Origin of the sequence: Sphingobium sp. B8D3A (assembly GCF_025961995.1) — a bacterium.
In the GTDB taxonomy this organism is placed as follows: Bacteria; Pseudomonadota; Alphaproteobacteria; order Sphingomonadales; family Sphingomonadaceae; genus Sphingobium.
In genome coordinates, this window is the sequence record NZ_JAOQOS010000001.1 from 1,140,616 (window position 1) to 1,164,173 (window position 23,558).

At 66.4% G+C, this 23,558-nt stretch carries 23 protein-coding genes; all 23 read left to right on the top strand.

Annotation, left to right across the window (positions count from 1 at the left end):
- The first annotated feature begins 8 nt into the window (after positions 1-8).
- The 23 genes from M2342_RS05150 (at position 9) to ftsZ (ending at position 23,548) form a co-directional block, all read left to right on the top strand.
- Complete coding sequence (locus tag M2342_RS05150; RefSeq protein ID WP_181558851.1) at positions 9-251, top strand: twin-arginine translocase TatA/TatE family subunit; 243 nt, start codon at positions 9-11, stop codon at positions 249-251.
- A gap of 29 nt (positions 252-280) precedes the next feature.
- Positions 281-751, top strand: coding sequence for a Sec-independent protein translocase protein TatB (gene tatB / locus M2342_RS05155; protein ID WP_264578302.1), 471 nt, complete (start codon positions 281-283; stop codon positions 749-751).
- Positions 748-1,536: a twin-arginine translocase subunit TatC gene (gene tatC / locus M2342_RS05160; protein ID WP_264578303.1), complete on the top strand. Its 789-nt coding sequence runs from the start codon at positions 748-750 to the stop codon at positions 1,534-1,536. Before tatB ends, tatC begins: the two co-directional genes overlap by 4 nt.
- A gap of 95 nt (positions 1,537-1,631) precedes the next feature.
- Positions 1,632-2,618, top strand: a complete 987-nt coding sequence (locus M2342_RS05165; RefSeq protein WP_264578304.1) for a cysteine synthase A — start codon at positions 1,632-1,634, stop codon at positions 2,616-2,618.
- Between the two features lie 11 nt (positions 2,619-2,629).
- Positions 2,630-3,058: a hypothetical protein gene (locus tag M2342_RS05170; RefSeq protein ID WP_264578305.1), complete on the top strand. Its 429-nt coding sequence runs from the start codon at positions 2,630-2,632 to the stop codon at positions 3,056-3,058.
- Between the two features lie 20 nt (positions 3,059-3,078).
- A complete protein-coding gene (locus M2342_RS05175; RefSeq protein ID WP_264578306.1) occupies positions 3,079-4,470 on the top strand; it encodes a GldG family protein in 1,392 nt (463 codons plus the stop codon).
- Positions 4,471-4,667: 197 nt separating this feature from the next.
- Entirely contained in the window at positions 4,668-5,147 is a 480-nt protein-coding gene (locus M2342_RS05180) for a division/cell wall cluster transcriptional repressor MraZ (protein WP_220128503.1), read from the top strand.
- Complete coding sequence (rsmH, locus tag M2342_RS05185) at positions 5,147-6,127, top strand: 16S rRNA (cytosine(1402)-N(4))-methyltransferase RsmH (RefSeq protein WP_264572196.1); 981 nt, start codon at positions 5,147-5,149, stop codon at positions 6,125-6,127. Before M2342_RS05180 ends, rsmH begins: the two co-directional genes overlap by 1 nt.
- Positions 6,124-6,753 (top strand): colicin transporter, encoded by a 630-nt coding sequence (locus M2342_RS05190; RefSeq protein ID WP_264578307.1) that lies wholly within the window; start codon positions 6,124-6,126, stop codon positions 6,751-6,753. The genes rsmH and M2342_RS05190 overlap by 4 nt, the downstream gene beginning before the upstream one ends.
- Positions 6,753-8,507 (top strand): peptidoglycan D,D-transpeptidase FtsI family protein, encoded by a 1,755-nt coding sequence (locus M2342_RS05195; RefSeq protein ID WP_264578308.1) that lies wholly within the window; start codon positions 6,753-6,755, stop codon positions 8,505-8,507. The genes M2342_RS05190 and M2342_RS05195 overlap by 1 nt, the downstream gene beginning before the upstream one ends.
- Positions 8,507-9,934 (top strand): UDP-N-acetylmuramoyl-L-alanyl-D-glutamate--2,6-diaminopimelate ligase, encoded by a 1,428-nt coding sequence (locus M2342_RS05200; RefSeq protein ID WP_264579991.1) that lies wholly within the window; start codon positions 8,507-8,509, stop codon positions 9,932-9,934. The genes M2342_RS05195 and M2342_RS05200 overlap by 1 nt, the downstream gene beginning before the upstream one ends.
- The gene (locus M2342_RS05205; protein WP_264578309.1) at positions 9,931-11,310 is read left to right on the top strand and encodes a UDP-N-acetylmuramoyl-tripeptide--D-alanyl-D-alanine ligase; all 1,380 of its coding nucleotides are present in this window, start codon (positions 9,931-9,933) and stop codon (positions 11,308-11,310) included. The genes M2342_RS05200 and M2342_RS05205 overlap by 4 nt, the downstream gene beginning before the upstream one ends.
- Complete coding sequence (mraY, locus tag M2342_RS05210; RefSeq protein WP_264576430.1) at positions 11,310-12,380, top strand: phospho-N-acetylmuramoyl-pentapeptide-transferase; 1,071 nt, start codon at positions 11,310-11,312, stop codon at positions 12,378-12,380. Before M2342_RS05205 ends, mraY begins: the two co-directional genes overlap by 1 nt.
- Positions 12,377-13,711 (top strand): UDP-N-acetylmuramoyl-L-alanine--D-glutamate ligase, encoded by a 1,335-nt coding sequence (murD, locus tag M2342_RS05215; protein WP_264578310.1) that lies wholly within the window; start codon positions 12,377-12,379, stop codon positions 13,709-13,711. Before mraY ends, murD begins: the two co-directional genes overlap by 4 nt.
- A 113-nt stretch (positions 13,712-13,824) precedes the next feature.
- A complete protein-coding gene (ftsW, locus tag M2342_RS05220; protein ID WP_264572369.1) occupies positions 13,825-14,985 on the top strand; it encodes a putative lipid II flippase FtsW in 1,161 nt (386 codons plus the stop codon).
- Complete coding sequence (gene murG, locus M2342_RS05225; RefSeq protein WP_264578311.1) at positions 14,982-16,148, top strand: undecaprenyldiphospho-muramoylpentapeptide beta-N-acetylglucosaminyltransferase; 1,167 nt, start codon at positions 14,982-14,984, stop codon at positions 16,146-16,148. Before ftsW ends, murG begins: the two co-directional genes overlap by 4 nt.
- Complete coding sequence (gene murC, locus M2342_RS05230) at positions 16,145-17,572, top strand: UDP-N-acetylmuramate--L-alanine ligase (RefSeq protein ID WP_264578312.1); 1,428 nt, start codon at positions 16,145-16,147, stop codon at positions 17,570-17,572. Before murG ends, murC begins: the two co-directional genes overlap by 4 nt.
- Entirely contained in the window at positions 17,572-17,805 is a 234-nt protein-coding gene (locus tag M2342_RS05235) for a hypothetical protein (RefSeq protein WP_181558866.1), read from the top strand. Before murC ends, M2342_RS05235 begins: the two co-directional genes overlap by 1 nt.
- Positions 17,805-18,749 (top strand): UDP-N-acetylmuramate dehydrogenase, encoded by a 945-nt coding sequence (gene murB / locus M2342_RS05240; RefSeq protein WP_264578313.1) that lies wholly within the window; start codon positions 17,805-17,807, stop codon positions 18,747-18,749. The genes M2342_RS05235 and murB overlap by 1 nt, the downstream gene beginning before the upstream one ends.
- Positions 18,746-19,708 (top strand): D-alanine--D-alanine ligase, encoded by a 963-nt coding sequence (locus tag M2342_RS05245; protein WP_264578314.1) that lies wholly within the window; start codon positions 18,746-18,748, stop codon positions 19,706-19,708. The genes murB and M2342_RS05245 overlap by 4 nt, the downstream gene beginning before the upstream one ends.
- Entirely contained in the window at positions 19,705-20,667 is a 963-nt protein-coding gene (locus tag M2342_RS05250; protein ID WP_264574587.1) for a cell division protein FtsQ/DivIB, read from the top strand. The genes M2342_RS05245 and M2342_RS05250 overlap by 4 nt, the downstream gene beginning before the upstream one ends.
- A 2-nt stretch (positions 20,668-20,669) precedes the next feature.
- A complete protein-coding gene (gene ftsA, locus M2342_RS05255) occupies positions 20,670-21,929 on the top strand; it encodes a cell division protein FtsA (RefSeq protein WP_181558870.1) in 1,260 nt (419 codons plus the stop codon).
- Between the two features lie 116 nt (positions 21,930-22,045).
- On the top strand, positions 22,046-23,548 hold the full coding sequence (gene ftsZ / locus M2342_RS05260) for a cell division protein FtsZ (RefSeq protein ID WP_264576423.1): 1,503 nt from the start codon (positions 22,046-22,048) through the stop codon (positions 23,546-23,548).
- Positions 23,549-23,558 lie beyond the last annotated feature (10 nt).

The window sequence follows — 23,558 nt, forward strand, 5'->3', positions numbered from 1 at the left end:
GATTTCTGATGGGTTTCGGTTCCCCGATTCACTGGGTCGTACTGGTGCTGGTGATCGTGCTGCTGTTCGGCGGCGGACGCATCTCCAGCCTGATGGGCGATGTCGCCAAGGGTATTAAGAGCTTCAAGAAGGGCCTTGCGGATGATGACGGCGATACGGCGAGCGCGGCGAAGCCTGCGCAGCGCATCGATCGCCAGTCCGCAGCCGGCGAGAGCAGCGCGACGCGCGAAGAGCAGAAGCTCGAAAGCTGATCCGGGCGGTCTGATCAGGCCAACCTGGCATGTTTGACATTGCGTCCACAGAGCTGCTGCTGATCGCGGTGGTGGCGGTCCTCGTGATCGGCCCCAAGGATCTGCCGCGCGCGCTCTATAAATTCGGTCAGATCGTCGGCAAGGCGCGCGGCATGGCGCGCCATTTCCGCAGCGGCATCGACGCCATGGTGCGCGAAGCCGAGCTTGAGGAACTGCAGAAGCAGTGGGCCAAGCAGAACCAGAAGATCATGGACGAAACCCGCAATACGGAGTTCAGCGATCCGGCGAGCACACCCGCCCTGCAGGATCATAGCGCGCCGGAACTGCTGGGGGATCGTGACGACAAGGTCGCGACCGATGACGCGCCGTCCCATCCCGGTGAGATCGTCGAGGATGCCGGCCCGGCGCACAAGCCCGACGCGCCCGCCGGCGAAAGCATGGCGCAGTCCAGCCTGCCGCTTGGCACCTCCGACGAGCCGAACGGACCGCGTACCGCATGAAGGACATTGACGATACCAAGGCGCCGCTGCTCGATCATCTCATCGAGCTGAGAAAGCGCCTGTTGCGCTGCGTCGCCGCGCTCTTCATTTCCGGCGCGGTCTGCTATTATTTCGCGGGCGACATTCTCGGTTTTCTCGTCGAGCCGCTCAAGCAGGGCTTTGGCAACACGGTCGGAAAGCTCGTCTATACCAAGCTCTATGAGGCGTTCTTCGTGGAGCTGAAGGTCGCCATGTTCGGCGCCTTCTTCATCTCCTTCCCGATCACTGCCAACCAACTCTGGGCGTTCATCGCGCCGGGCCTCTATGCCAAGGAAAAGCGGGCGCTGCTGCCTTTTCTGCTGGCAACGCCCATCCTGTTCGTCGGCGGCGCGGCCTTCGCTTATTATCTGGTGATGCCGACCGCATTTCACTTCTTCCTGCGCTTTCAGGGCGATGCGGGGGGGATGCAGCTGGAAGCGCTGCCCAGCGTGGACAGCTATCTCAGCCTCGTCATGCAATTCATCCTGGCCTTCGGAATCAGCTTCCTGCTGCCGGTCCTGGTGATGCTGCTCAATCGGGCCGGCATCGTCTCGCGCGCGCAATTGGTGGGTGCGCGGCGCTATTTCATCGTCGGTGCGGTGGCGGTGGCGGCGGTTCTCACGCCACCCGATGTGGTCTCGCAGCTCATGCTCGCCATTCCGCTCATCATCCTCTACGAAATGACACTGATCTTCATCTGGTTTACGGATCGGCGCGCGGCCCGCGAACAGGGCGAAGACGATCAGGCGCTCGTCCGGTCCGAATAAGCGCGTTCCGGCGGCCTCGCGCGACAAGCTGGGCTTGCGGCGGCCATGCAATCTCCTGCCTTGCCCAGCGCGCTTCGTCGTCCTAGTCAGTCGCTATGACCGTCCATCCCAATACGATCTCCCTCATCGGTAATACGCCTCTCGTCCGGCTGGCCGGGCCGTCCGAGGCCAGCGGCGCCGAAATCTATGGCAAATGCGAGTTCATGAACCCGGGCGCCTCGGTCAAGGACCGCGCCGCCCTGTTCATCGTGGAAGATGCCGAGGAAAAGGGCTTGCTGCAGCCCGGCGGCACCATCGTCGAAGGGACGGCCGGCAACACCGGCATCGGCCTGGCGCTGGTCGCGAATGCCAAGGGCTATCGCACGATCATCGTCATGCCCGAGACGCAGAGCCGCGAGAAGATGGACACGTTGCGCGCGCTTGGTGCCGAGCTGGTGCTCGTCCCCGCCGCGCCTTATGCCAATCCCGGTCACTTCGTGCACACCTCGCGCCGTCTCGCCGAGGAAACGCCGAACGCGATCTGGGCCAATCAGTTCGACAATATTGCCAATCGCAGAGCTCACATCGTCGGCACGTCCGAGGAAATCTGGGCGCAGATGGAAGGGCGCATCGATGGCTTCACCTGCGCGGCCGGAACGGGCGGTACGCTTGCGGGCGTCGGCCTCGGCCTCAAGCAGAAGAGCGAGGCGATCACCATCGCGCTGACCGATCCCTATGGCGCGGCGCTTTACAATTATTACGCCCATGGCGAGTTGAAGGCGGAAGGCTCCTCCGTCGCCGAGGGCATCGGGCAAGGGCGCATCACCGCCAATCTGGAAGGCGCGCCGATCGACACGCAGTTCCGCATGTCTGACGAAGAAGGCATGATGTGGGTCGAGAAGCTGATGGGCGAGGGGCTGTGCGTTGGCCTTTCCACCGGCATCAATGTCGCAGGTGCCGTGGCGCTGGGGCGCAAGCTCGGGCCGGGCAGCCGGATCGTCACCATCTTGTGCGACACGGGCCTTCGCTATCTTTCCACGCTTTACAATCGGGACTGGCTGCTTTCCAAGGGATTGACGCCTTTCCCGTGGTTGGCGGACTAGGGAGCGCAAAAATGGCGGACAGTCGGCCCGAACGGGAAGCAGTGAGCCGCAAGAGCGACGTTCGCGCCCATCGTGAAGAGTTGCAGCGCGTGCAGATCGGCCTGGTCGGGTTGGCCGCGGTTCTGCTGGTCGTTACGCTGGCGAACCTGATCGTCGATGCCGTCCGTCAGGATGGGACGAGCGATACGGCGGCGATGTCGAGCGATGCGTCGTCCGCCGCCGCACAGACCGGGGCCGCCAATACGACTGGCACCCCGGCGCCGACCAACAACGAGCCGCTGGCGGATCTCGGCGTCACGCCGACCACATCGGACAGCGCCGCGCCCATCCTGCCGTCACCCGTCCCCGATCTGGAGCCCGATCCGCAATTGCGTCAGCGCATGGATCAGGACCGCGATCAGGCCCAATCGCAGCGCCCCGCCCAGCAGCAGACGCCCTGAGCGGTCGCCCGGTTGCCGCGATGCCCCGCACTGCCTTGCTGCTGGCGGCGACGCTTGCCCCTGCCATCCTGTCGCTCCTGCTCGGGCTGACCGGCACCAGCCTGCGCACCGGACGGCTCGATCCGCTCGATTGGCTGTGGCCGGGGGCTGCGGGGATCATTCTGGGCGCAATTCTGCTGACGCGCGCCGCCCGCGCCGGGCAGGGTGACCGCGCCGAGGCTGCTCCTGCAAGGTTGCGCTGGCCGACGGTTGCGGCTCTGTGGGCCGCCGTCTTGCTGCCACCGCTGTGCCTGATCGGGTTGGCGTCCGTCCGTCTGCCCTGGGCCGGCATGATCGCGCTCGCGGCGGGGCTGGCCATGGTCGGCAGTCTTTGGGCCTTGATTGCAGGACGTTCCCGCCGTGTAAGGCTGGGTTCCGCGCTGGCGCTGTGCGTAGGGGCAGTGCTTGTCGCGAATTGGGCCGTGCCAGCCATGCGCAATGCTTCCCAATCTGCCACGGCCGGGGATCGGCCCAGCGTCGCTTTGTTCTCGGCCTTGCCGTTGCATGATGTCGCCATGGGCGCCGTTCACGGATTGCCGGCGACGCAGTCGATCGGCCTGCGCTCGCCCTTGCTGCGCGCGCTGGACCTCCATGTCGCGCTGCACCCTCTCGATGCGCTCAATGACCATAGCCTGGCTGGGCACGCGGCGGTGCTGCTGGCGCAGCCGCGTGCGATGGCGCCCGAAGAACTGGTCGCGCTGGACCGCTGGGTGCGCGCGGGTGGACGCGCGGTGGTGCTGGCCGATCCGCTGTTGCTCTGGCCGGACCCGCGCCCGCTCGTCCATCCCGGGCGACCGCCGCTCACGAGTCTGCTCGATCCGCTGCTGGCCCATTGGGGCGTGCGGCTGGAGGCTGCGGAATTCAGCGCGCAATCCCATGGCGATGGCCATGGGGGCGAGGCGTCCGATCGGCGGAGCCTGGCGTCAGGCGCCTTGCTGCAGGTCGCGGGTGCCTCGCGCTTCGTGGTGCGCGAGCCGACGGCCGGCTGCACGCCCGCCGAGCAGGGATTCCTCGCGACCTGCCGATTGGGCAGGGGGCAGGCGTTGCTGGTGGCGGATGCGGACTGGATCGATGACCGCCTCTGGACGCTGGCCTCGCAGGATGGGGCCGACCGCGCGCTGCGCACCAGCGATGCGCCGGACGTTCTCGCCGCGTGGCTCCGCAACGAGCCAGTGTCCACGAGCGTGTTCACGAGTTGGGTGAAGGACGAGGCCGCTCTGGTACAGGGTCTCCGCTTCGCGCTGGCCGCTGCGCTTGTCCTTTCCCTCCTGCTGGCGCTGGTGGTGCGCAATCCCGGCTTTTCCCAGTCCATGTTTCGGACAAATACGGGCCATAATGAGAACATAAGAAAAACGGAGGACATTTCTCCCTAATCTCACCAAGATTTTCCCATCATTTCCCACTTTATCCAAGATTCTCCCTTTTCTCCCCGGGGGTGGGCTGCTAATACCGCAGGCCTAGGGGCACTCGTATCTTCGCGAGTCTATCAACCGGTCAGCTTGGTGCTTTCCGGAGCGGGAAGGCCTGTGCCCCGCGCAGGGAGTTCGTTGGGGTGTCATCGGCTTATTTCATGGGGAACGGGGCCAGTGCCCTGGACGGCAAGGGGCGCTTCGCGCTGCCGATGTCGTTCCGCTCCGTCCTGAATGAGCACAGCACCCAGCCCGGCACCATGCTTGTTCGGGCCGATCCCACCCGCAAATATGTGTCGCTTTTCGGCAGCAAACAGCTCGATTTCTTTCAGAACAAGTTCGACGAGGCCGCCCGCATCGCCATGACCCGTGGCGAGGATTTCGACGCGGAAATGGCGGACGCGAACTTCTGGAGCACCATCAAGACCGTTACCATCGACTCCGGCGGCAGGTTCACCCTGCCGCCGGCTTTTCGGCGGTTGTACGGCATCACCGACGCGCTCTTCATTGTGGGGGGCGGTCGCCTCGTCCAACTCTGGAGTCCCGAGCGCTTCCTCGCCGAGAATTCGGCGAACCTGCTTGCCATCGAGGAATGCGAAACCTTCCTCGATGAGCTCAAGGCCAAACGGGAGGAGCGCTGATGAGCGCGGCTTCCCTTGCGAACCCGCCGGCCGAGCCGCACCGCCCCGTGCTGCTCGACGAAGTGCTGGACGCGCTTGCCATTGCCCCTGGCGAGCGTCATGTCGACGGCACATTCGGTGCCGGCGGGTACAGCCGCGCAATGGCCGCGCGCGGTGCGCGGGTCTTCGCGATCGATCAGGATCCTGACGCCATTGCCGAAGGGCAGGCGGTCGTCGCAGCCAGTGAAGGCGCGATTACGCTGCTCGCCGGCAATTTCGCGCAGATGGAACGGCTGCTGGCTGAGGCCGGTGTCGATAGCGTGGATGGCGTGACGCTGGATATCGGCGTCTCCTCCATGCAGCTCGATCGCGAGCGGCGCGGCTTCTCGTTCCGCTTTCCGGACGCCCCTCTGGATATGCGGATGAGCCAGTCCGGCGAGACGGCGGCCGAATTTCTCAACCGCGTCGATGAGACCGAGCTGGCCGACATCCTCTATCATTATGGCGAGGAGCGGCAGTCGCGCCGTGTCGCGCGCGCCATCGTGGCGGCGCGCCCGCTGGCGACCATCGGCGATCTCGTCGGCGCGGTCCACAAGGCGCTCGGCAAGCGGCCCGGCGACAAGACCGATCCGGCGACGCGGACCTTCCAGGCGATCCGCATTCATCTCAATGGCGAGCTGGATGCGCTGGAGCGCGGTCTGGATGCCGCCGAGGCCGTGCTGCGCCCGGGCGGCCGGCTGGCGGTGGTGACCTTCCACAGCCTGGAAGACCGCATCGTGAAGAATTTTCTCCGTACGCGCAGCGGGCAGGAGGGTGCCGGCTCGCGCCACCGGCCGGAGGTCAAATCCGCCGTACGCCCGACCTTCCAGAAGCCCGCCCGCGCTGTTCGCCCCGGCGATGCCGAGCTCAAGTCCAACCCCCGTGCGCGCTCCGCAACGCTGCGTAGCGCCATCCGAACTGAAGCCCCTGCCATGCACCAATCTGTGGGAGCACGATCATGATCGCCATCAAGCGCTTGCAAAGCATCATGTGGATTCTCGTGGTCGCCATGGGGGCGCTCGCTGCCTATCTGATCAGCCTGCAGGTTGCGACGGAGCGGAACGCGGTGCGGCATACGATCGACCAGATCCGCTGGACCCGCGCCGACATCCGCTATCTTGAGGCGGAATTCGGCGCGCGGGCGACCATGCGTCAGCTCCATGCTTGGAACACCAGCGACCTGCGCCTGTATGTGCCGGCGCCTGCGCAATATCTGCCCAATGAGCGCGCGCTCGCCAATCTGGACCGCATGGCGCCGGTGACCGGCGGCTACAGCCCGCCGCCCGTCATGACCGCGATGGCCCAGAACACCCCGCCTGCGCCGGTCGCGGCAGCGCCCGACAAGCCGGCAGCGCGGAGCGGCGCCGATGTGGCCTCGGAATTCGCCTTCATTCGCACCGCCTCGGCTGCCGAGCCCCGGCCGCCCGTGGCGGAGGTTAAGGCGAAGCCGGCAACGCGCGCGCCGGCAGAGGCTGCGGCGCGCCGCACTGTCGAGCCCGATCCGGCCTCCCGCAAGGCAGCCCGGCTGGCCCTGCTCGACAAGAAGCTGCTCGGCGGCCCGGCTCTAAGTGAAGCCATGGTGCCCTGATGGCCACCATTTTGGCGCGGCCGGAGCCGCGTTCCGAGAATCGGAAGCCGACAGATTTGGTCACGGTGGCCCACGGCCGGATCATGCTCCTCCTGCTTATTTTCGCCGCGATCACAATGGTGATGGCGGCGAAAATGGTCTGGATGGGCATCGACGCCGGCACCCAGGCGGAGCGCATGGCGAGCCCGATCCCGATTCCGGGGCGCGCTGATATTGTCGACCGCAACGGCGTACCGCTGGCGCGCGATATCGACGGCTACGCCATTGCCGTGCGCCGCGACCGCCTGCTCGGCGATCCGCGCGATCTGGCCAAAAAGCTCCACGCGATCTTCCCCGACCAGTCCGAAGCGGATTTCTATGCCAAGCTGACCTCGGGCGGGCAGTGGAACTACCTCCGCACCCGCGCCGTGCCGCGCGACGTCGCCGCTGTGAATGCGCTGGGCGAGATCGGCATCGAGTTTCCGCGCGAGGCGGAGCGGCTGTATCCGCAGCGCACGCTGGCCGCGCACCTTATCGGTTTCGTCAATCGGGACGGGTTCGGTGCCATGGGCGTCGAGCGCGCGTTCGATGACCGGCTGACCGATGAAAAGACGCGCGGGCAGCCGCTGCAGCTTTCCATCGATAGCCGGGTTCAGGCCGCGCTGGAGGAAGAGCTGTCGCTCGGCATGGCGGAACAGAGCGCCAAGGGCGCGGTCGGCATCGTGCTGGATTCGCGCAATGGCGAAGTGATCGCGATGGCGTCTCTGCCCACATTCAATCCCAACCGCCTGGTGCCGGTCGAGGCGCCGATGGTGATGGGCCCGGACGGCCAAATGCGCCGGGGCCAGATCACCTGCGACATGTCGCCGCGCTGCAACCGCGTGGTTCAGGCGCGCTACGAGCTCGGCTCGACGTTCAAGCCGCTGTCTTTCGCCATCGCCATGGATGCGGGCGTCATCGTCAGCATGAGCAAGCGCTATGATGCCACGGCGCCGCTGCCGGTTGGGCGCTTCACCATCAAGGATGACCATCCTCTGGGCCGCTGGCTGACGGTGCCAGAGGCGCTGGTGCACTCCAGCAACATTGTCACGGCCCGCATCGCCGATGAAATGGGGCAGAAGCCGCTTGAGGCTGCCTATCGCTCGCTAGAGTTCGACCGTCCGGCCACCGTGGAGCTGCGCGAGCAGGCCGGCACGCTGTTCCCGTCGCGCTGGTATCGCACGACGATCATGACGACGGCCTATGGCCACGGCATCGCCGTGACGCCGATGCATCTGGCGAGTGCTTATGCAGCGCTGGTGAATGGCGGCATCTGGCACCCCACCACCGTTCTCAAGCGCAAGCCGAATGAACAAGTGGCCGCCCGCCGGGTGTTCTCCGAGCAGACCAGCGCGAAGATGCGCCAGTTGCTGCGGATGATCGTGCAGACCGGCACCGGGCGCAATGCGGATGCCGAAGGCTATCGCGTCGGCGGCAAGACCGGAACGGCCGAGAAGCCCAAGGACGGCGGCTATGCCCGCCGCTCGCTGGTCTCCACCTTCGCTGCGGCTTTCCCGATGGAAGCGCCGCGCTACGTCGTCATCGTCATGATGGACGAGCCGCAGGGCAGTGCGCGCTACCCGGGCATCCGCACGGCCGCTTATACGGCCGCCCCGGTGGTGAAGTCCTTCGTGTCGCGCGCCGCGCCGCTGCTGGGCGTCTATCCCGAGGCGTTCCGCGACGTCGACATTTCTGAGCTGACCCCGTTGGTCAAAGACGAAGAGGTGGCCGAATGATGCGCCTTTCCACGCTCGTGCCCGATTCGATTGATCCGGCCAAGGACGCCGAGGTGAGCGGCTTCGCGCTGGACCATCGCAAAGTGGCGCCCGGCGCCGTGTTCGGCGCGTTTCGCGGCGCGCGGGTGAACGGCGAGGACTTTATCGACGCGGCTATCGCTGCGGGCGCCGTGGCTGTCGTCGCGGCCCCGGACGCGCGGGTGACCGGCGTCCCCCACATCGCCGCCGAGGAACCGCGCCGCCTGTTCGCGAGCCTCGCGGCGCGCTATTATGCGCCTTATCCGCAGACGCTGGTCGCGGTCACCGGCACCAATGGCAAGACTTCGACGGTTGAACTGACCCGGCAGCTCTGGCGCATGATGGGCCATGGCGCCGCGTCCATCGGCACGCTGGGCGTGACGACCGCCGTGGATCAGGTTTCGACCGGCCTCACGACGCCGGACGTGGTGACCTTCCTCTCCAATCTCGCCGGGCTCGCCAAGGAAGGCGTCGATCATGTCGCCTATGAGGCGTCGAGCCATGGGCTGGCCCAATATCGCGCCGAGGGGCCGCGCGTCGCGGCGGGCGCCTTCACCAATCTGAGCCGCGATCATCTCGATTATCACGGCACGATGGATATGTATTTCGCGGCCAAGATGCGGCTGTTCGACGAGGTTGTCGCCGACGACGGCGTCGCTGTCATCTGGGCCGATGACGAACGCTCTGTAGAGGTGATCGAGCATGTTCGTCGCCGGGGCCTGCAGCTGATGACGGTCGGTTCGGCCGGCGAGACGCTGCGGCTGGTCACGCAAACGCCCACGCATCTTGGGCAGACGCTTATGATCGAGGCGGAGGGCGGCACGCACAAGGTCGATCTGCCGCTCATCGGCGCCTATCAGGCCGCCAATGCGCTGGTTTCCGCCGGACTGGTCCTCGCAACCGGCGGCGCGCTGAAGACGGTGCTGGGCTTGCTCTCGCGCGTGCAGCCGGTGCGCGGTCGGCTGGAACGCGCCGTCATCACCACTGCCGGTGCGCCGGTTTATGTCGATTACGCCCATACGCCCGACGGGCTGCGGGCGGCCATCGAAGCGCTGCGTCCGCATGTGCGCGGTCGGCTCATCACCGTGTTCGGCGCCGGTGGGGATCGCGATGCCGGCAAGCGCCCGCTGATGGGCGGCGTTGCCAGCGACCTGAGCGATGTCGTGATCGTCACCGATGACAATCCGCGCGGGGAAGACCCACAGGTGATCCGCGCCGCGATCATGGCCGGCGCGCCGGGCGCGCGGGAGATTGGCGGGCGACGGGCTGCCATTGCTGCCGCCATTGCGGAGGCGGGGCCGGACGATATCGTGCTGCTGGCCGGCAAGGGGCATGAGCAGGGTCAGATCATCGGCGATCGCGTGTTGCCGTTCGACGATGTTACCGTGGCGCGGGAATGCGCTGCATGAGCTTGTGGACCTCCGACGAGATCGTCGCAGCGACCGGCGGGGCAGCCTCCACGGCCTTCGCGGTGAGCGGCGTCGCGTTCGACAGCCGGGAGGTCGCGGCCGGCGATCTCTTCGTCGCGCTGCATGGCGAGAGCGCGGATGGTCACGCCTATATTCCTGGGGCGCTGGCGTCCGGCGCATCGGGGCTGCTGGTGGATCGGGCGGTCGAAGGCCCCTGCGTCCGCGTCGCCGACACCGCGAAGGGCCTCGATGACCTTGGCCGTGCCTCGCGCGAACGGACGTCGGCAAAGATCATCGGCGTCACCGGCTCCGTGGGCAAGACCGGCGTCAAGGAAGCGCTGTTCGCCGCCTTCGACCGGATGAGCCAGGGCGCCGCCCATCGTTCGCTCAAGAGCTATAACAATCATGTCGGTGTGCCGCTCTCGCTGGCGCGGATGCCGCGCGAGGCGCGTTATGGCGTGTTCGAGATGGGCATGAACCATGAGGGCGAACTGCGCGCGCTGACCGCGCTCGTCCGCCCACATGTCGCCATCGTCACGACGATTGCGCCCGCGCACATCGAATATTTCGGGACGGAAGAGAAGATCGCGCTGGCCAAGGCGGAGATCTTCGAAGGCCTTGTCGAGGGTGGCACAGCGGTCATCCCCGCCGACTCGCCCCATGCGCCGCTGCTGACAGACCACGCCCGTCGTCACGCCGGGCAAGTTGTCACCTTCGGGCGCGATGCCGGGGCGGATGTTCGACTAATCGACGAAATGTCCGTGGGCGCTGCCGGCACCCGCATCACCGTGCAGACCCGCGCGGCGCGCCTCAGTCTGGTGGTCGGAATGCCCGGTCGCCACTGGGTCAGCAATGCGCTGGGCGTGCTGGCCGTGGTCGAGGCCGCCGGTGGCGATCTGGCGCAGGCCGGGCTTGCGCTGGCGGAAATGACCGGGTTGCCGGGCCGGGGCGCGCGCCGTCCCAGCGCGACCGCGGACGGTGGCGAGGCCTTGATCATCGATGAAGCCTATAATGCCAATCCCGCCTCCATGGCCGCGACCTTGGCGCAGCTTGGCGAGGAGCGCGCGCAGCGGCGGATCGCGATATTGGGCGCGATGAAGGAACTCGGCGACCAGTCCGCGCCGCTTCATGCGGGGCTGGCGCAGGCCATTCGCGATGCGAAGGTGGATGTGGCGCTTCTGGTCGGCGAGGAAATGGCACCGCTCGCCGATGCTCTGGCCGGCGAAATTTCCGTTGAGCACGTCGCAAATGTCGATCAGGCCGTTGAATTCGCACGCTTAATGGTCAAAAGCGGCGATGTGGTGCTGGTCAAGGGGTCCAACAGTGTCGGACTTTCGCGACTTGTCGAACAGCTCGCAGCAAGCGAGGTGGCCTGATGCTTTATTGGCTCGCTGAACAACTGAATTTCCCAGGCATCTTCAACCTGGTCCGCTACCTCACATTCCGGGCCGGCGCCGCGATCATGACGGCGCTGATCATCGGGCTGGTGATCGGTCCCCGCTTCATCGGCTGGCTGCGTGTCCGCCAGGGCAAGGGGCAGCCGATCCGCGAGGATGGGCCGCAGACGCACTTCGTCAAGCGCGGCACGCCGACCATGGGCGGGTTGATGATCCTCACCGCCATGGCGAGCGCCGTGCTGCTGTGGATGAACGTCACCTCGGTCTATATCTGGGCCTGCCTCATCGTGACGCTGGGCTTTGGCGCCATCGGTTTCATGGACGATTATGACAAGGTGACCAAGGCGAGCCACAAGGGTCTTTCCGCCCGGGCGCGCCTGCTGGCGGAATTCGGCATCGCCGGTTTCGCCACCTGGTTGATCGTCAGCCAGAACGGCACCTTGCTGTATCTGCCCTTCTGGAGCGGCGGCGCGCTGGACCTCGGGCCGCTTTATTATCTGTTCGGCGCCTTCGTCATCGTCGCCTTCGGCAATGCCGTGAACCTCACCGACGGGCTGGACGGGCTGGCCTCCATGCCGGTGATCGTGGCGTCGATGGCCTTCATGCTGATCGTCTATCTCGTCGGCCGCGCCGACTATGCGGCCTATCTGGGCATCCCCCATGTGCCGGGCGCGGGCGATCTGGTGATCCTCTGCGGCGCGATTGTCGGCGCATGTCTTGCCTTCCTGTGGTTCAATGCGCCGCCGGCGGCGGTGTTCATGGGTGATACCGGCAGCCTCGCACTGGGCGGCACCATCGGCGTGATCGCCGTCGCGGCGCATCACGAGATCGTGCTGGCGGTCATCGGCGGCATCTTCGTGGTGGAAGCCATGTCGGTCGTCATTCAGGTGTTCTTCTACAAGCGCACCGGCAAAAGGGTGTTCCGCATGGCGCCCATCCATCATCATTTCGAGCAGCTTGGCTGGCCTGAATCCACGGTAGTGATCCGCTTCTGGATCGTCTCCTTCGTCCTCGCGCTCGCGGGTCTTGCGACGTTGAAGCTGCGATGATCGTCTCCCCCGCCTTTGCCGGCAAGCGCTATGCCGTTCTGGGGCTGGCCCGCTCCGGCCTCGCCACGGTCGATGCCCTGGCCGCCAGTGGTGCCCATGTCATCGCCTGGGACCAACGCGAGGATGCGCGGGCGCTGGTGGCCGACAAGGCCGAGCTGGGCGATCCGATGGAGATGGATCTGGCCGGGCTGGACGCGCTGGTCGTCTCGCCGGGCGTGCCGCTCAACCGTCACCCGGTGACATGCCGCGCGCGCGCCGCCGGCGTGCCGATCATCGGCGACATCGAGCTGTTCGCGCTGGCACGGTCGAGCCTGCCGGCGCATCGCGTGGTTGGCATCACCGGCACCAATGGCAAGTCGACCACGACGGCGCTGATCGATCACATCGTGCGTACGGCCGGTTTGCCCTCGCGCATGGGCGGGAACATCGGCCTGCCCATTCTCGCGCAGGCACCGCTGCCGGAGGGCGGCGTCTATGTGCTGGAGCTTTCCAGCTATCAGATCGATCTGACCTTCAGCCTCGATTGCGACGTGGCGGTGCTGCTCAACATCACGCCCGACCATCTCGACCGCTATGATGGCTTTGAGGGCTATGTCGCGTCCAAGCAGCGCCTCTTCGCCATGCAGTCGTCCGATCATCCGGCAATCATTGCGGTGGACGACGCGGTGACGCGGCGCATCGCCGATGCTCTGCCGCAGACCGTGCCCGTGACGGCCCAGTCGATTGCCGCCGAGGACCAGTCGCGCTGGCCGGCCTTGCAGGGGCCGCACAATGCGCAGAATGTCGCGGTCGCCAAGGCCGTGGCAAAGGCGCTGGGCATTGCACCCGAGACGACGGCGCAGGCGCTGGCGAGCTATGTCAGCCTGCCGCATCGCATGCAGCGCGTTGCCGAAATCGACGGCGTGCTGTTCGTCAACGACAGCAAGGCGACCAACGCCGCCTCGACCGCGCCGGCGCTCGCTGCCTGGCCACCGGTCGACGGACGGCCGCGCATCCACTGGATTCTCGGCGGTCTCGCCAAGTCGGATTCGCTCGATGAGTGCGCGGCGGGCTTCCCCAACATTGCGCGCGGCTACACCATCGGCGAGGCGGGGCCGCTGTTCGCCCGTCTGCTCGGCGAGGCTTCCGTGCCCGTCACCGAATGCGAGCTGATGGTAACGGCGGTGGCCGAGGCTGCCGCGCATGCGCAGCCGGGCGATATCGTTCTGCTTTCGCCGGCCTGCGCGTCGTTCGATCAGTTCCGGGATTTCGAGGCGCGGGGCGATGCCTTTGCGGCCGCCGTGGCCGCGCTTCGCGATAAAGCAGGGGCAGAAACGGGGGCAGGGGCATGAGCGAGCGCGGGGACGAAGGCGTAGTCATGGTCGAAGGCGAGGCGGCGAAGCCGGTTACCGCGCCGCCGCTCGATGTCGCCTTGTCTCCTTTGCGCGCCCGCCCCGGCAAGCCCATGCCGCGCGAGCGGACCGCGCTGGCGATCTGGTTCTGGGAGATCGACCGAGTGCTGCTCGGCCTCATCGTGGTGCTGATCGCGATCGGGCTGGTGGCGGTCGCGGCGGCCTCGCCCGTGGCGGCGGCCAAGCTGTCGACCCATTCGGCCTCGCTCTCGCCCCTCTATTTCTTCTATCGCCAGCTCATGTGGATCGGCCTTGGTCTGCCGCTGATGATCGTAATTTCCATGCTCCCGCGCACCCAGGCGCGCCGCTTGGCGGTCGGTCTGGCGGCGCTGTTCGCGGTGATGCTGGTGCTGGTGCCGATCATCGGGACGAGCGTGAACGGTGCCTCGCGTTGGCTGGGCAGCGGCGCCTTCCGCTTCCAGCCCTCGGAGTTTCTCAAGCCCTTCTTCGTTGTCGCCATTGCCTGGCTGCTGTCGCTGCGCGCGCGTGATCCCTCGCTGCCGGTGATCCCGCTGACGGGCATGTTGACCGGCATCGTCGCCCTCCTGCTCATGCGGCAGCCGGACTTCGGCCAGACGGTCATTTTCGTGGCCTGCTGGGGGGCGCTGCTGCTGGTGGGCGGCGCGTCGATCAAGCTCCTCTCGGGTTTTGCATGCGGCGGCCTCGGCCTATTCGTGCTGACCTATCTCTTCTACGACAATGGTCGTGAGCGCATCGATTCCTTCCTCAACCCGGTCGTCGATCCGGCGGCGGGGCCGGATCAGGTGCAGCTGGCCTATGCGACCATCACGCGCGGCGGCCTGACCGGCGTTGGCCCCGGTGGCGGCACCGCCAAGTTCAATCTGCCCGAGGCGCACACCGACTACATCTTCTCGGTGATCGGCGAGGAGTTCGGCTTGATCGCCTGCATCGCCATCGCGCTCGTCTATCTCGCCATCATCGTGCGGGTCCTGCTGCGGCTGCTGGATGAGGAAGATCCATTCATCGTCATGGCAACCTCCGGCCTTGTCTTTGTGATGGGCGTGCAGGCGGTCATCAACATGGGCGTGAACATCCACATCTTCCCCTCCAAGGGCATGACGCTGCCGTTCATCAGCTATGGCGGCTCGTCGATGATTGCCTTGTGCTCGGGCATCGGCCTGCTGCTGGCCTTCACTCGGCGGAACCCGTATATGTCGCGCTCCCCCTACGTCGTCACATGGAGCGGGCGATGAGCCTTTTTCGGCATTATGTTCTGGCTGCCGGTGGCACGGGTGGGCACATGGTCCCCGCCCACGCCATCGCGCAGGAGCTTATGGCGCGGGGCCACCGCGTCGCCCTGATTACCGACGAGCGCGGCGCAAAGATTCCGGGCCTGTTTGAGGATGTGCAGACGCATGTGCTGCCAGCGGGCCGCATGTCCGGCGGCATTTCCGGCTGGATCAGGGGCTTTAAGTCCATTCTCGAAGGGCGCGCCATGGCCCGGCAGCTCTACTCGACCTTCGAGCCGGCCGCCGTGGTGGGCTTCGGCGGCTATCCCGCGCTGCCGGCGATGCTTGGCGCCTTTGCGGAAGGCATACCGGCGATCGTGCATGAGCAGAACGCGGTGCTCGGCCGCGTCAACCGGCTGGTGGCCCGCAAGGTGGCTGCCATCGCGACCGCTTATCCCGATGTGAAGCGTCTCGCCAAACGCCACGCGGACAAGACCTATCTGATCGGCAATCCGGTGCGGGAGTCCGTCCTGGCCCTGCGCGACGAGCCGTTCCCGGTCTTCTCCGATGAGAGCGTGCTGCGCCTGCTGGTCACCGGCGGAAGCCAGGGCGCATCGATCCTCTCGCAAGTCGTGCCGGCCGGGCTGGGTATGTTGCCGATCAGCCTGCGGCGGCGGCTGCAGGTCACCCAGCAATGCCGGCCCGAGGACATCGAGCAGGTCCGCGCGCTCTATGCCGAGATGGAAATTCCCGCCGATCTGGCGACCTATATCGAGGACATGCCGACCAAGCTCGCCTGGTCGCACCTCGTGATCGGGCGCGCCGGCGCCTCGACCATTGCCGAACTTACCGCCGCGGGGCGCCCCGCCATCCTCATACCTTTGCCGAGTGCCATGGATAACCACCAAGCCTATAATGTCCTCGAGATGGTGAAGGCGGGCGGCGCCCGCGCGATCGACCAGAGCAAGTTCACGCCCGCCGAGCTGGCCCGCCAGATGCAGAAACTGGCGATGGAACCGGGTGCGCTTCAAAACGCTGCCAAGCGCGCGCATCGCTGCGGCCGCCCGGATGCGGTGAAGGACATGTGCGATCTCATCGAAAGCTTCGGCCCCGCGCCGCAGACCATCGACACCGTGCGGGCCGCAGAAGCGCCGCGCATGGCCGGCCTCGCGGGAGCGGGCGCATGAAGGGCGTCGGCACGGATATCGGCACGATCCACTTCATCGGCATCGGCGGCATCGGCATGTCCGGCATCGCCGAGGTGATGCACAATATGGGTTACAGCGTGCAGGGCAGCGACATGTCGGAAGGCTATGTCATCCAGCATCTGCGCGATCTCGGCATCAATGTGATGATCGGCCACAAGGCCGAGAATCTGGGCGATGCTGCCGTGGTGGTGACCTCCACCGCGATCAAGCGCGGCAATCCGGAGGTGGAGCTGGCGCTGGAGAATCGCGTGCCCGTCATCCGCCGCGCCGAGATGCTGGCCGAACTGATGCGGCTCAAATCCACCGTCGCGGTGGCCGGCACGCACGGCAAGACGACGACGACCTCGATGATCGCGGCGCTGCTCGATGCCGGCGGCATTGACCCCACCGTCATCAATGGCGGCATCATCAACAGCTACGGTTCCAACGCGCGCCTCGGCAACAGCGACTGGATGGTGGTCGAGGCCGATGAGAGTGATGGCAGCTTCCTGCGGCTGGACGGTACCTATGCCGTCGTCACCAACATCGATCCCGAGCATCTCGATCATTATGGCTCGTTCGATGCGGTGAAGGACGCGTTCGTCGAGTTTGTCGAGAATGTGCCCTTCTATGGCGCGGCCATGCTCTGCCTGGATCACCCGGAGGTGCAGGCGATCCTGCCGCGCGTGCAGGATCGGCGGATCGTGACCTATGGCTTTTCCGCACAGGCCGACCTGCGCGGCGAGAATGTCCGGCCCGTTCCCGGTGGCAATATGTTCGACGTGCAGATTCGCGAGCGTGATGGCTCGACGCGACGCATTGCCGACATCACCATGCCGATGCCGGGCCGGCACAATGTGCTGAATGCCATGGCCTCCATTGGCGTCGCCCTGCAGATGGGCATTGAGGATGCGACCATCCAGACCGGCTTCGCCAGCTTCGGCGGCGTCAAGCGGCGTTTCACCAAGGTGGGCGAGATCGAGACGGGCGCCGGCAAGGCGATCGTCATCGATGATTATGGCCACCATCCGGTCGAAATCCGCGCGGTTCTCGCGGCGGCCCGCGAGGGCGCGCAGGGCCGGGTGATCGCCGTGGTGCAGCCGCACCGCTTCACGCGGCTGCGCGATCTGATGGACGAGTTCCAGCAATCCTTCAACGATGCCGACATGGTCTATGTCTCGCCCGTCTATCCGGCCGGCGAGCAGCCGATCGAGGGCGTGGATGCCGATGCGCTGGTCGCCGGCCTCAAGCGTCGCGGCCATCGCGCGGCGCAGACCATCGGCGATGCCGATGCGCTCGCCGCGGCCCTCGCCGCGGATCTGAAGGCCGATGACATGATCGTCTGCCTCGGCGCGGGCGACATCACCAAATGGGCGGCTGGTCTGGCGCCGGCCATCGCGGCATCGGGCGAGGGGCGCGGCTGATGTGGGAGCTGATGCGCATTGGCCTGGAGATGCAGGAGCGCATGATCGAGGTGCATGGCAAGAGCCTCGACATGGCGCGTGAGATGATCGACGCCGTCGAGAGCCATGCCGCCATGGGGCCGAAGGGCATGGGGCAGGCCGCGCTCGACATGGGTGAAGCCATGAACCGTGCCGGCAAGGCCCAGGCCGATCTGATCGGGCGTTGGTCCAGCTGGTGGAGCGGTCGCTCCTGATGAATCCTGCCGCTTCCGTGAACGTCGATCGACACCTGAACCCCGACGGCATTGCCGTACGGGGCAAGCTGACGCGCGGTGCGCCGCTCGCGCCTCTGGTGTGGTTCAAGGCGGGCGGTGCGGCGGATTGGTTGTTCGAGCCGGCGGATGCGGATGACCTCGCGCTGTTTCTCTCGGAGTTGGATCTCTCGGTGCCGGTAATGGCGCTCGGCCTTGGGTCCAACATGATCGTTCGCGATGGCGGCGTGCCCGGCGTGGTGGTGCGGCTTGGCAAGGCGTTCGCGCGCGTCGAGCAGAGCGCGCCGCAGACGCTGCGGTGCGGCGGGGGCGCCTCCGGCATTCTGGTCTCCTCCACGGCACGCGACGCGGGTATTGGCGGGCTTGAGTTTCTCCGCTCCATTCCGGGCACGGTCGGCGGCTTCGTTCGGATGAATGGTGGCGCTTATGGCCGCGAGGTGAAGGACATTCTCATTGAGGCCGAGGTCATCCTGCGCTCCGGCGAGCGGGTCGTGCTGCCGCTGGATGCGCTCGGCTTCACCTATCGGCATTCGACTCTGCCCGAAGGCGCAGTGGTGATCGCGGCGACATTCCGCGGCGTGCCGGCTGAACCGGCAGCCATTCAGGCGGAAATGGACCGGATCGCGACCGCGCGGGAAGAATCGCAGCCGCTGCGCAGCAAGACGGGTGGATCGACCTTCAAGAACCCGCCGGGCGAAAAGGCCTGGGCGCTGGTCGACCGGGCCGGCTGCCGGGGCCTCAGCCTCGGTGGGGCGCAAGTGAGCGAGAAGCACACCAATTTCCTCATCAACATCGGCGGGGCGACCAGTGCGGACATCGAGTCCCTTGGCGAAGAGGTGCGCCGGCGCGTGCAGGCAGAAAGTGGCATAACCCTCGAATGGGAGATTCAGCGCGTGGGCCGTTCGGCGCAGGAGCAGGGGCAATGAGCATGAAGCGTCTCAAGGTCGCTGTCCTCATGGGTGGCTGGGCCGCCGAGCGGCATGTCTCGCTGTCGAGCGCGAAAGGCATCATCCAGGCGCTGGAAGATCGCGGCCATGAGGTCGTGCCCATCGATCTGGGCGCCACCCTGGCGGAGGGCCGTGATTTTCCGGCCAAGCTCATCTCGGCCAATCCCGACATCGTGTTCAATGCCCTGCATGGCGTGCCGGGCGAGGATGGCACCGTGCAGGGACTCATGGACATCATGGGGTTCGCCTACACGCATAGCGGTCTGGCAACCTCGGTCATCGCCATCGACAAGCAGCTCACCAAGCAGCATCTCGTGCCCCATGGCATCCCGATGCCCGGCGGCCATATCGTCGAGTGCGAGAGCCTGTTCGCCGGCGATCCCTTGCCGCGCCCCTATGTGCTCAAGCCGGTCAACGAAGGCTCGTCGGTCGGCGTCGCCATCGTCACGGAAGAGGGCAATTACGGCAATCCGATCGCGCGCGATGCGGTGGGGCCGTGGCAGGATTTCGACCAACTGCTGGCCGAGCCGTTCATTCGCGGCCGTGAGCTGACTGTGGCTGTGCTCGGCGATCGGGCGCTGGCGGTGACGGAGCTGCGCCCCAAGAGCGGCTTCTATGATTATGACGCGAAATATACCGACGGCCTGACCGACCATATCTGCCCGGCGCCCGTCCCGGCCGAGATGGCCGCTGCGATGATGGACATCGCGCTGCGGGCGCATCGTCTGCTGGGCTGCAAGGGCACGTCGCGCTCGGACTTCCGCTGGGATGACGAGCGCGGGCTCGATGGCCTGTATCTTCTGGAAGTGAATACGCAGCCCGGCATGACGGCGTTGAGCCTGGTGCCGGAGCAGGCGAAATATTTGGGCATGAGCTACGGCGAACTCGTAGAGAGTATCATCGCCGAGGCTCTGGCGGACCGTGGGGGGAAGCAATGAACAGCGCGACGATCAAGCGCGGCTCGGCGAGCGGCGCGCGCGGCGGCCGGGCCGGCCGCAAGCCGCGGCGGGCGAGGAGCAATCTGGACAAGCTGCTCGACTATGTTCCGCTCAGTCCGGCGCAGATCAATCGGTTGATGACCTGGGGGATCGGCCTGGTCCTTTTCATCCTGCTGTGGGTCACCGCCAGCTTCATGGGCTTGCCGGCGATGCTGCGCGCCGAGGTGAACGATCTCGCCGGGCGCGCGGGCTTTGCCGTCGCCAAGATCGAGGTGCGCGGGCTCGAGCGCATGGACGAGATGCAGGTCTCCGACATCGCGGTGAAATATGTCGAGCGCTCGATGCTGGCGGTCGATCTCGACAATCTGCGCAACGAGGTCATGCGGCTGGGCTGGGTGAAGGAGGCGCGGATTTCCCGCCGTCTGCCCGATGCGCTGATCGTCGATGTGGTAGAGCGGCAGCCGGCTGCGGTCTGGCAGAATGGCGGGCAATTGATGCTGGTGGACGCCGCAGGCGTCGCGCTCGGCCCGGTCGAGGCCAATGCCTTGCCCGATCTGCCGCTGGTGGTGGGGCCGGATGCCAACAAGCGGACCAAGGCGCTGGCCGAACTAATGAACGCCGCGCCGGCGCTCAAGCCGATGCTGGCCGGCGCGACCTGGGTTGGCGGGCGCCGCTGGGATCTGCGCTTTCAGTCCGGCGAGCAGCTCATGCTTCCGGAAGGCGATGCCGACGCGGCTGCTGCGCTGGTTAACTTCGCGCGCATGGATGGCGTGGACCGGCTGCTCGGGCGCGGCGTGCTGCGGTTCGACATGCGCGATCCCGCACGCTTCGTGCTGCGCCTGCCGCCGGGCAAGAAAGAGGATGAAGCGCCGGCGGTGACGTCGGCCAAGGATTCGGCGGTTGTGACGTCCGGGGAGAAGGATCGATCGACGACCTCTGCATCGGGTGGGGAGGGCTAAGCATGGCAGCGCGCAATGATGGGCTGATTACCGCGATCGACATCGGCACCTGGAAGGTGTCGGCGCTGATCGCGCGCAAGCAGGAGGATGGCACGCTGGCGGTGCTGGGCACCGGTCAGCGCGAGAGCCGGGGCGTGCGTCGGGGCTTCGTGGTCGACATGGAGCGCACCGAACTGGCCGTGCGCGAGACGGTCGAGCAGGCCGAGAAGGTCGCCGGCACCAACATCGAGAAGGTCATCCTGAGCTTCTCCGGCGGCAGCATCGAGAGCAAGGTCGAGCCGGTCGAGATCAATGTTGGTGGTCGGCGGATCGAGCAGGCCGATATCGAGAGCCTGTACGATCAGGCGCGCGAGCGGATCGATCCGGGTGGCCGGGTCATCCTGCAGGCGCAGCCGACGCTCTACACCATCGACGGCATGCGCGGCGTCGCGCGGCCGATGGGGCTTCATGCCGATCAGCTCGGCGTGGATATCCATGTGGTGCTGGCCGATGGTGCGCCACTGCGGAACCTGGAAACCAGCGTGCGCGGGGCGTATCTCGATGTGCAGAGCATCATCGCCGCGCCGGTCGCCACGGCTGCGGCCTGCCTCTCCGACGAAGAGCGCGATCTTGGCGTGGCGCTGGTCGAGCTCGGGGCGGGCGTCACCAATGTCTCGCTGCACATCGGCGGCATGCTGGTGGGCTTCAAATCCATTCCCATCGGCGCGGCCGACGTCACGGACGATATCGCCTCGGCCTTCGGCATTCGCCGCAGCCAGGCTGAGCGCATGAAGTGCTTTTACGGCTCGGCCATGCAGTCGCGCCGGGACTTTCGGGAGATCATCGAAATCGCGCCGGCCGCCAGCAGCGCCGAGCAGACCGAAGCGCGCCGCGTGACTCGCGCCGAACTGGTCGGGGTGATTTGCGAGCGGCTGAACCGGCTGATGGCGGAGGTCAACAAGGCGCTGGGCGAGATGGGCTTCCACTCGCCGGTCGGGCGCCAGGTCGTGCTGACCGGCGGCGGCGCGGAGCTCAAGGGCATGGCGGACTACGCCCAGACCGCGCTGGGTCGCGCCGTTCGGATCGGTCGCCCCAAGCTGCTCGATGCCATGCCAGAGGCGCATCGTGGCCCGGCTTTCGCGACGCTCGCCGGCCTCGCGCTCTATGCATCGAAGGAGCGGCAGGATCTGCTGCAACGGCCTTTGCGCGAGCAGCGTGTCCACACGACGCGCGGCGGAGCGGTCGTCCAGCGGCTGATCGCGGCGTTGCGCGCCGGCTATTAGGGTCAGGCCGCAACATATTGTGGATGAGCGGTTAAAAAGAACGTGAATTGGCGGCTCATCTGGTGCATGAATCCCGACAAGGTGACGGTGCGGTTTGCACCCGGAGGAGATAGTTGATGAGCATTGAAATCGGTCCGCCCCATGTGGACGAGCTGAAGCCGCGGATTACCGTTATTGGCGTCGGCGGGGCGGGCGGAAATGCGATTGCCAACATGATTGGCGCGTCCGTGGATGGGGTCGACTTCATTGTCGCCAACACGGATGCTCAAGCGCTCAATGCCTCTCCTGCAGAACGCCGCATCCAGCTCGGCCCGCGCATTACCGAGGGTCTCGGCGCCGGTTCGCGCCCCGATATCGGCCGCGCCGCCGCAGAAGAAACCATTGCGGAAGTGCAGGAGGCGCTTGAGGGCGTCCACATGTGCTTCATCGCTGCGGGCATGGGCGGCGGCACCGGCACCGGCGCGGCGCCGGTCATCGCCAAGGCTGCGCGTGAAAAGGGCATCCTCACGGTCGGCGTGGTCACCAAGCCGTTTACCTTTGAAGGCTCGCGCCGGATGCGCTCGGCAGACTCGGGCATCGAGGAGCTGCAGAAGCACGTCGATACGCTGATCGTCATTCCGAACCAGAATCTGTTCCTGATCGCCAACCCGAACACGACCTTCAAGGAAGCGTTCGAGATGGCTGACGAAGTGCTGCAGCAGGGCGTACGCGGCATCACCGATCTCATGGTCATGCCCGGCCTCATCAACCTCGACTTTGCCGACGTCCGTTCCGTGATGGAAGAGATGGGCAAGGCGATGATGGGCACCGGCGAGGCCGAAGGCGACGGGCGTGCGCTCGAAGCTGCCGAGAAGGCGATTGCCAATCCGCTGCTGGATGGCGTCTCGATGCGTGGCGCCAAAGGCGTCATCGTTTCCATCGTGGGTGGCGAGGACATGCGCCTGATGGAAGTCGACGAGGCCGCCAACCACATCCGCGAGCTGGTCGATCCCGATGCGAACATCATCTGGGGTTCGGCATTCAACGAGCAGTTGAACGGCAAGATCCGCGTCTCCGTCGTCGCGACGGGCATCGATAATGAAGCGAGCGCCGCGGCGCAGGCCCGCAGCCAGCCGTTCAAGCTGGGCGATGTGGGCGTCGCCGCCGCGCCGCGTCAGGCCGCACCTGCTGTGTCGGCGCCGGCCAATCTCGTCCGCCCGGAGGCTGCCCCCGCGCCGCGCTATGACGAAGGGCTGGACCTTGGTGGCGTCGCGCCGGCGCGCAACGAGTCGTTCACACCGGCCCCGACCAGCGAGGCGCCTGCCAGCTTCCAGGCGCCCAAGCCGGAAGAGCCCAAGCCGGCCCCGCGCTTTGCGGCATCGACCTTCGACGACATCACCGGCGAGGATGAGCTGGTGCTCGACAACAGCGTCTCGCCCGAGCCGCCGCTTCGGGTCGAGCCGCCGCAGCCCGCCGAGGAGCCGGCCAGCAAGGGTACGAGCGGCGGCACGCTGTTCGAGCGCATGTCGCAGCTGGCCCGTGGCCAGGCACGGCAGGGCAATGCCGAGGAAAGCGAGAGCGAGCGGGATCGCACCGAATTCGAGGTGCCACGCTTCCTCAATCGCCAGAACAACCAGTAAAACTGTGCAC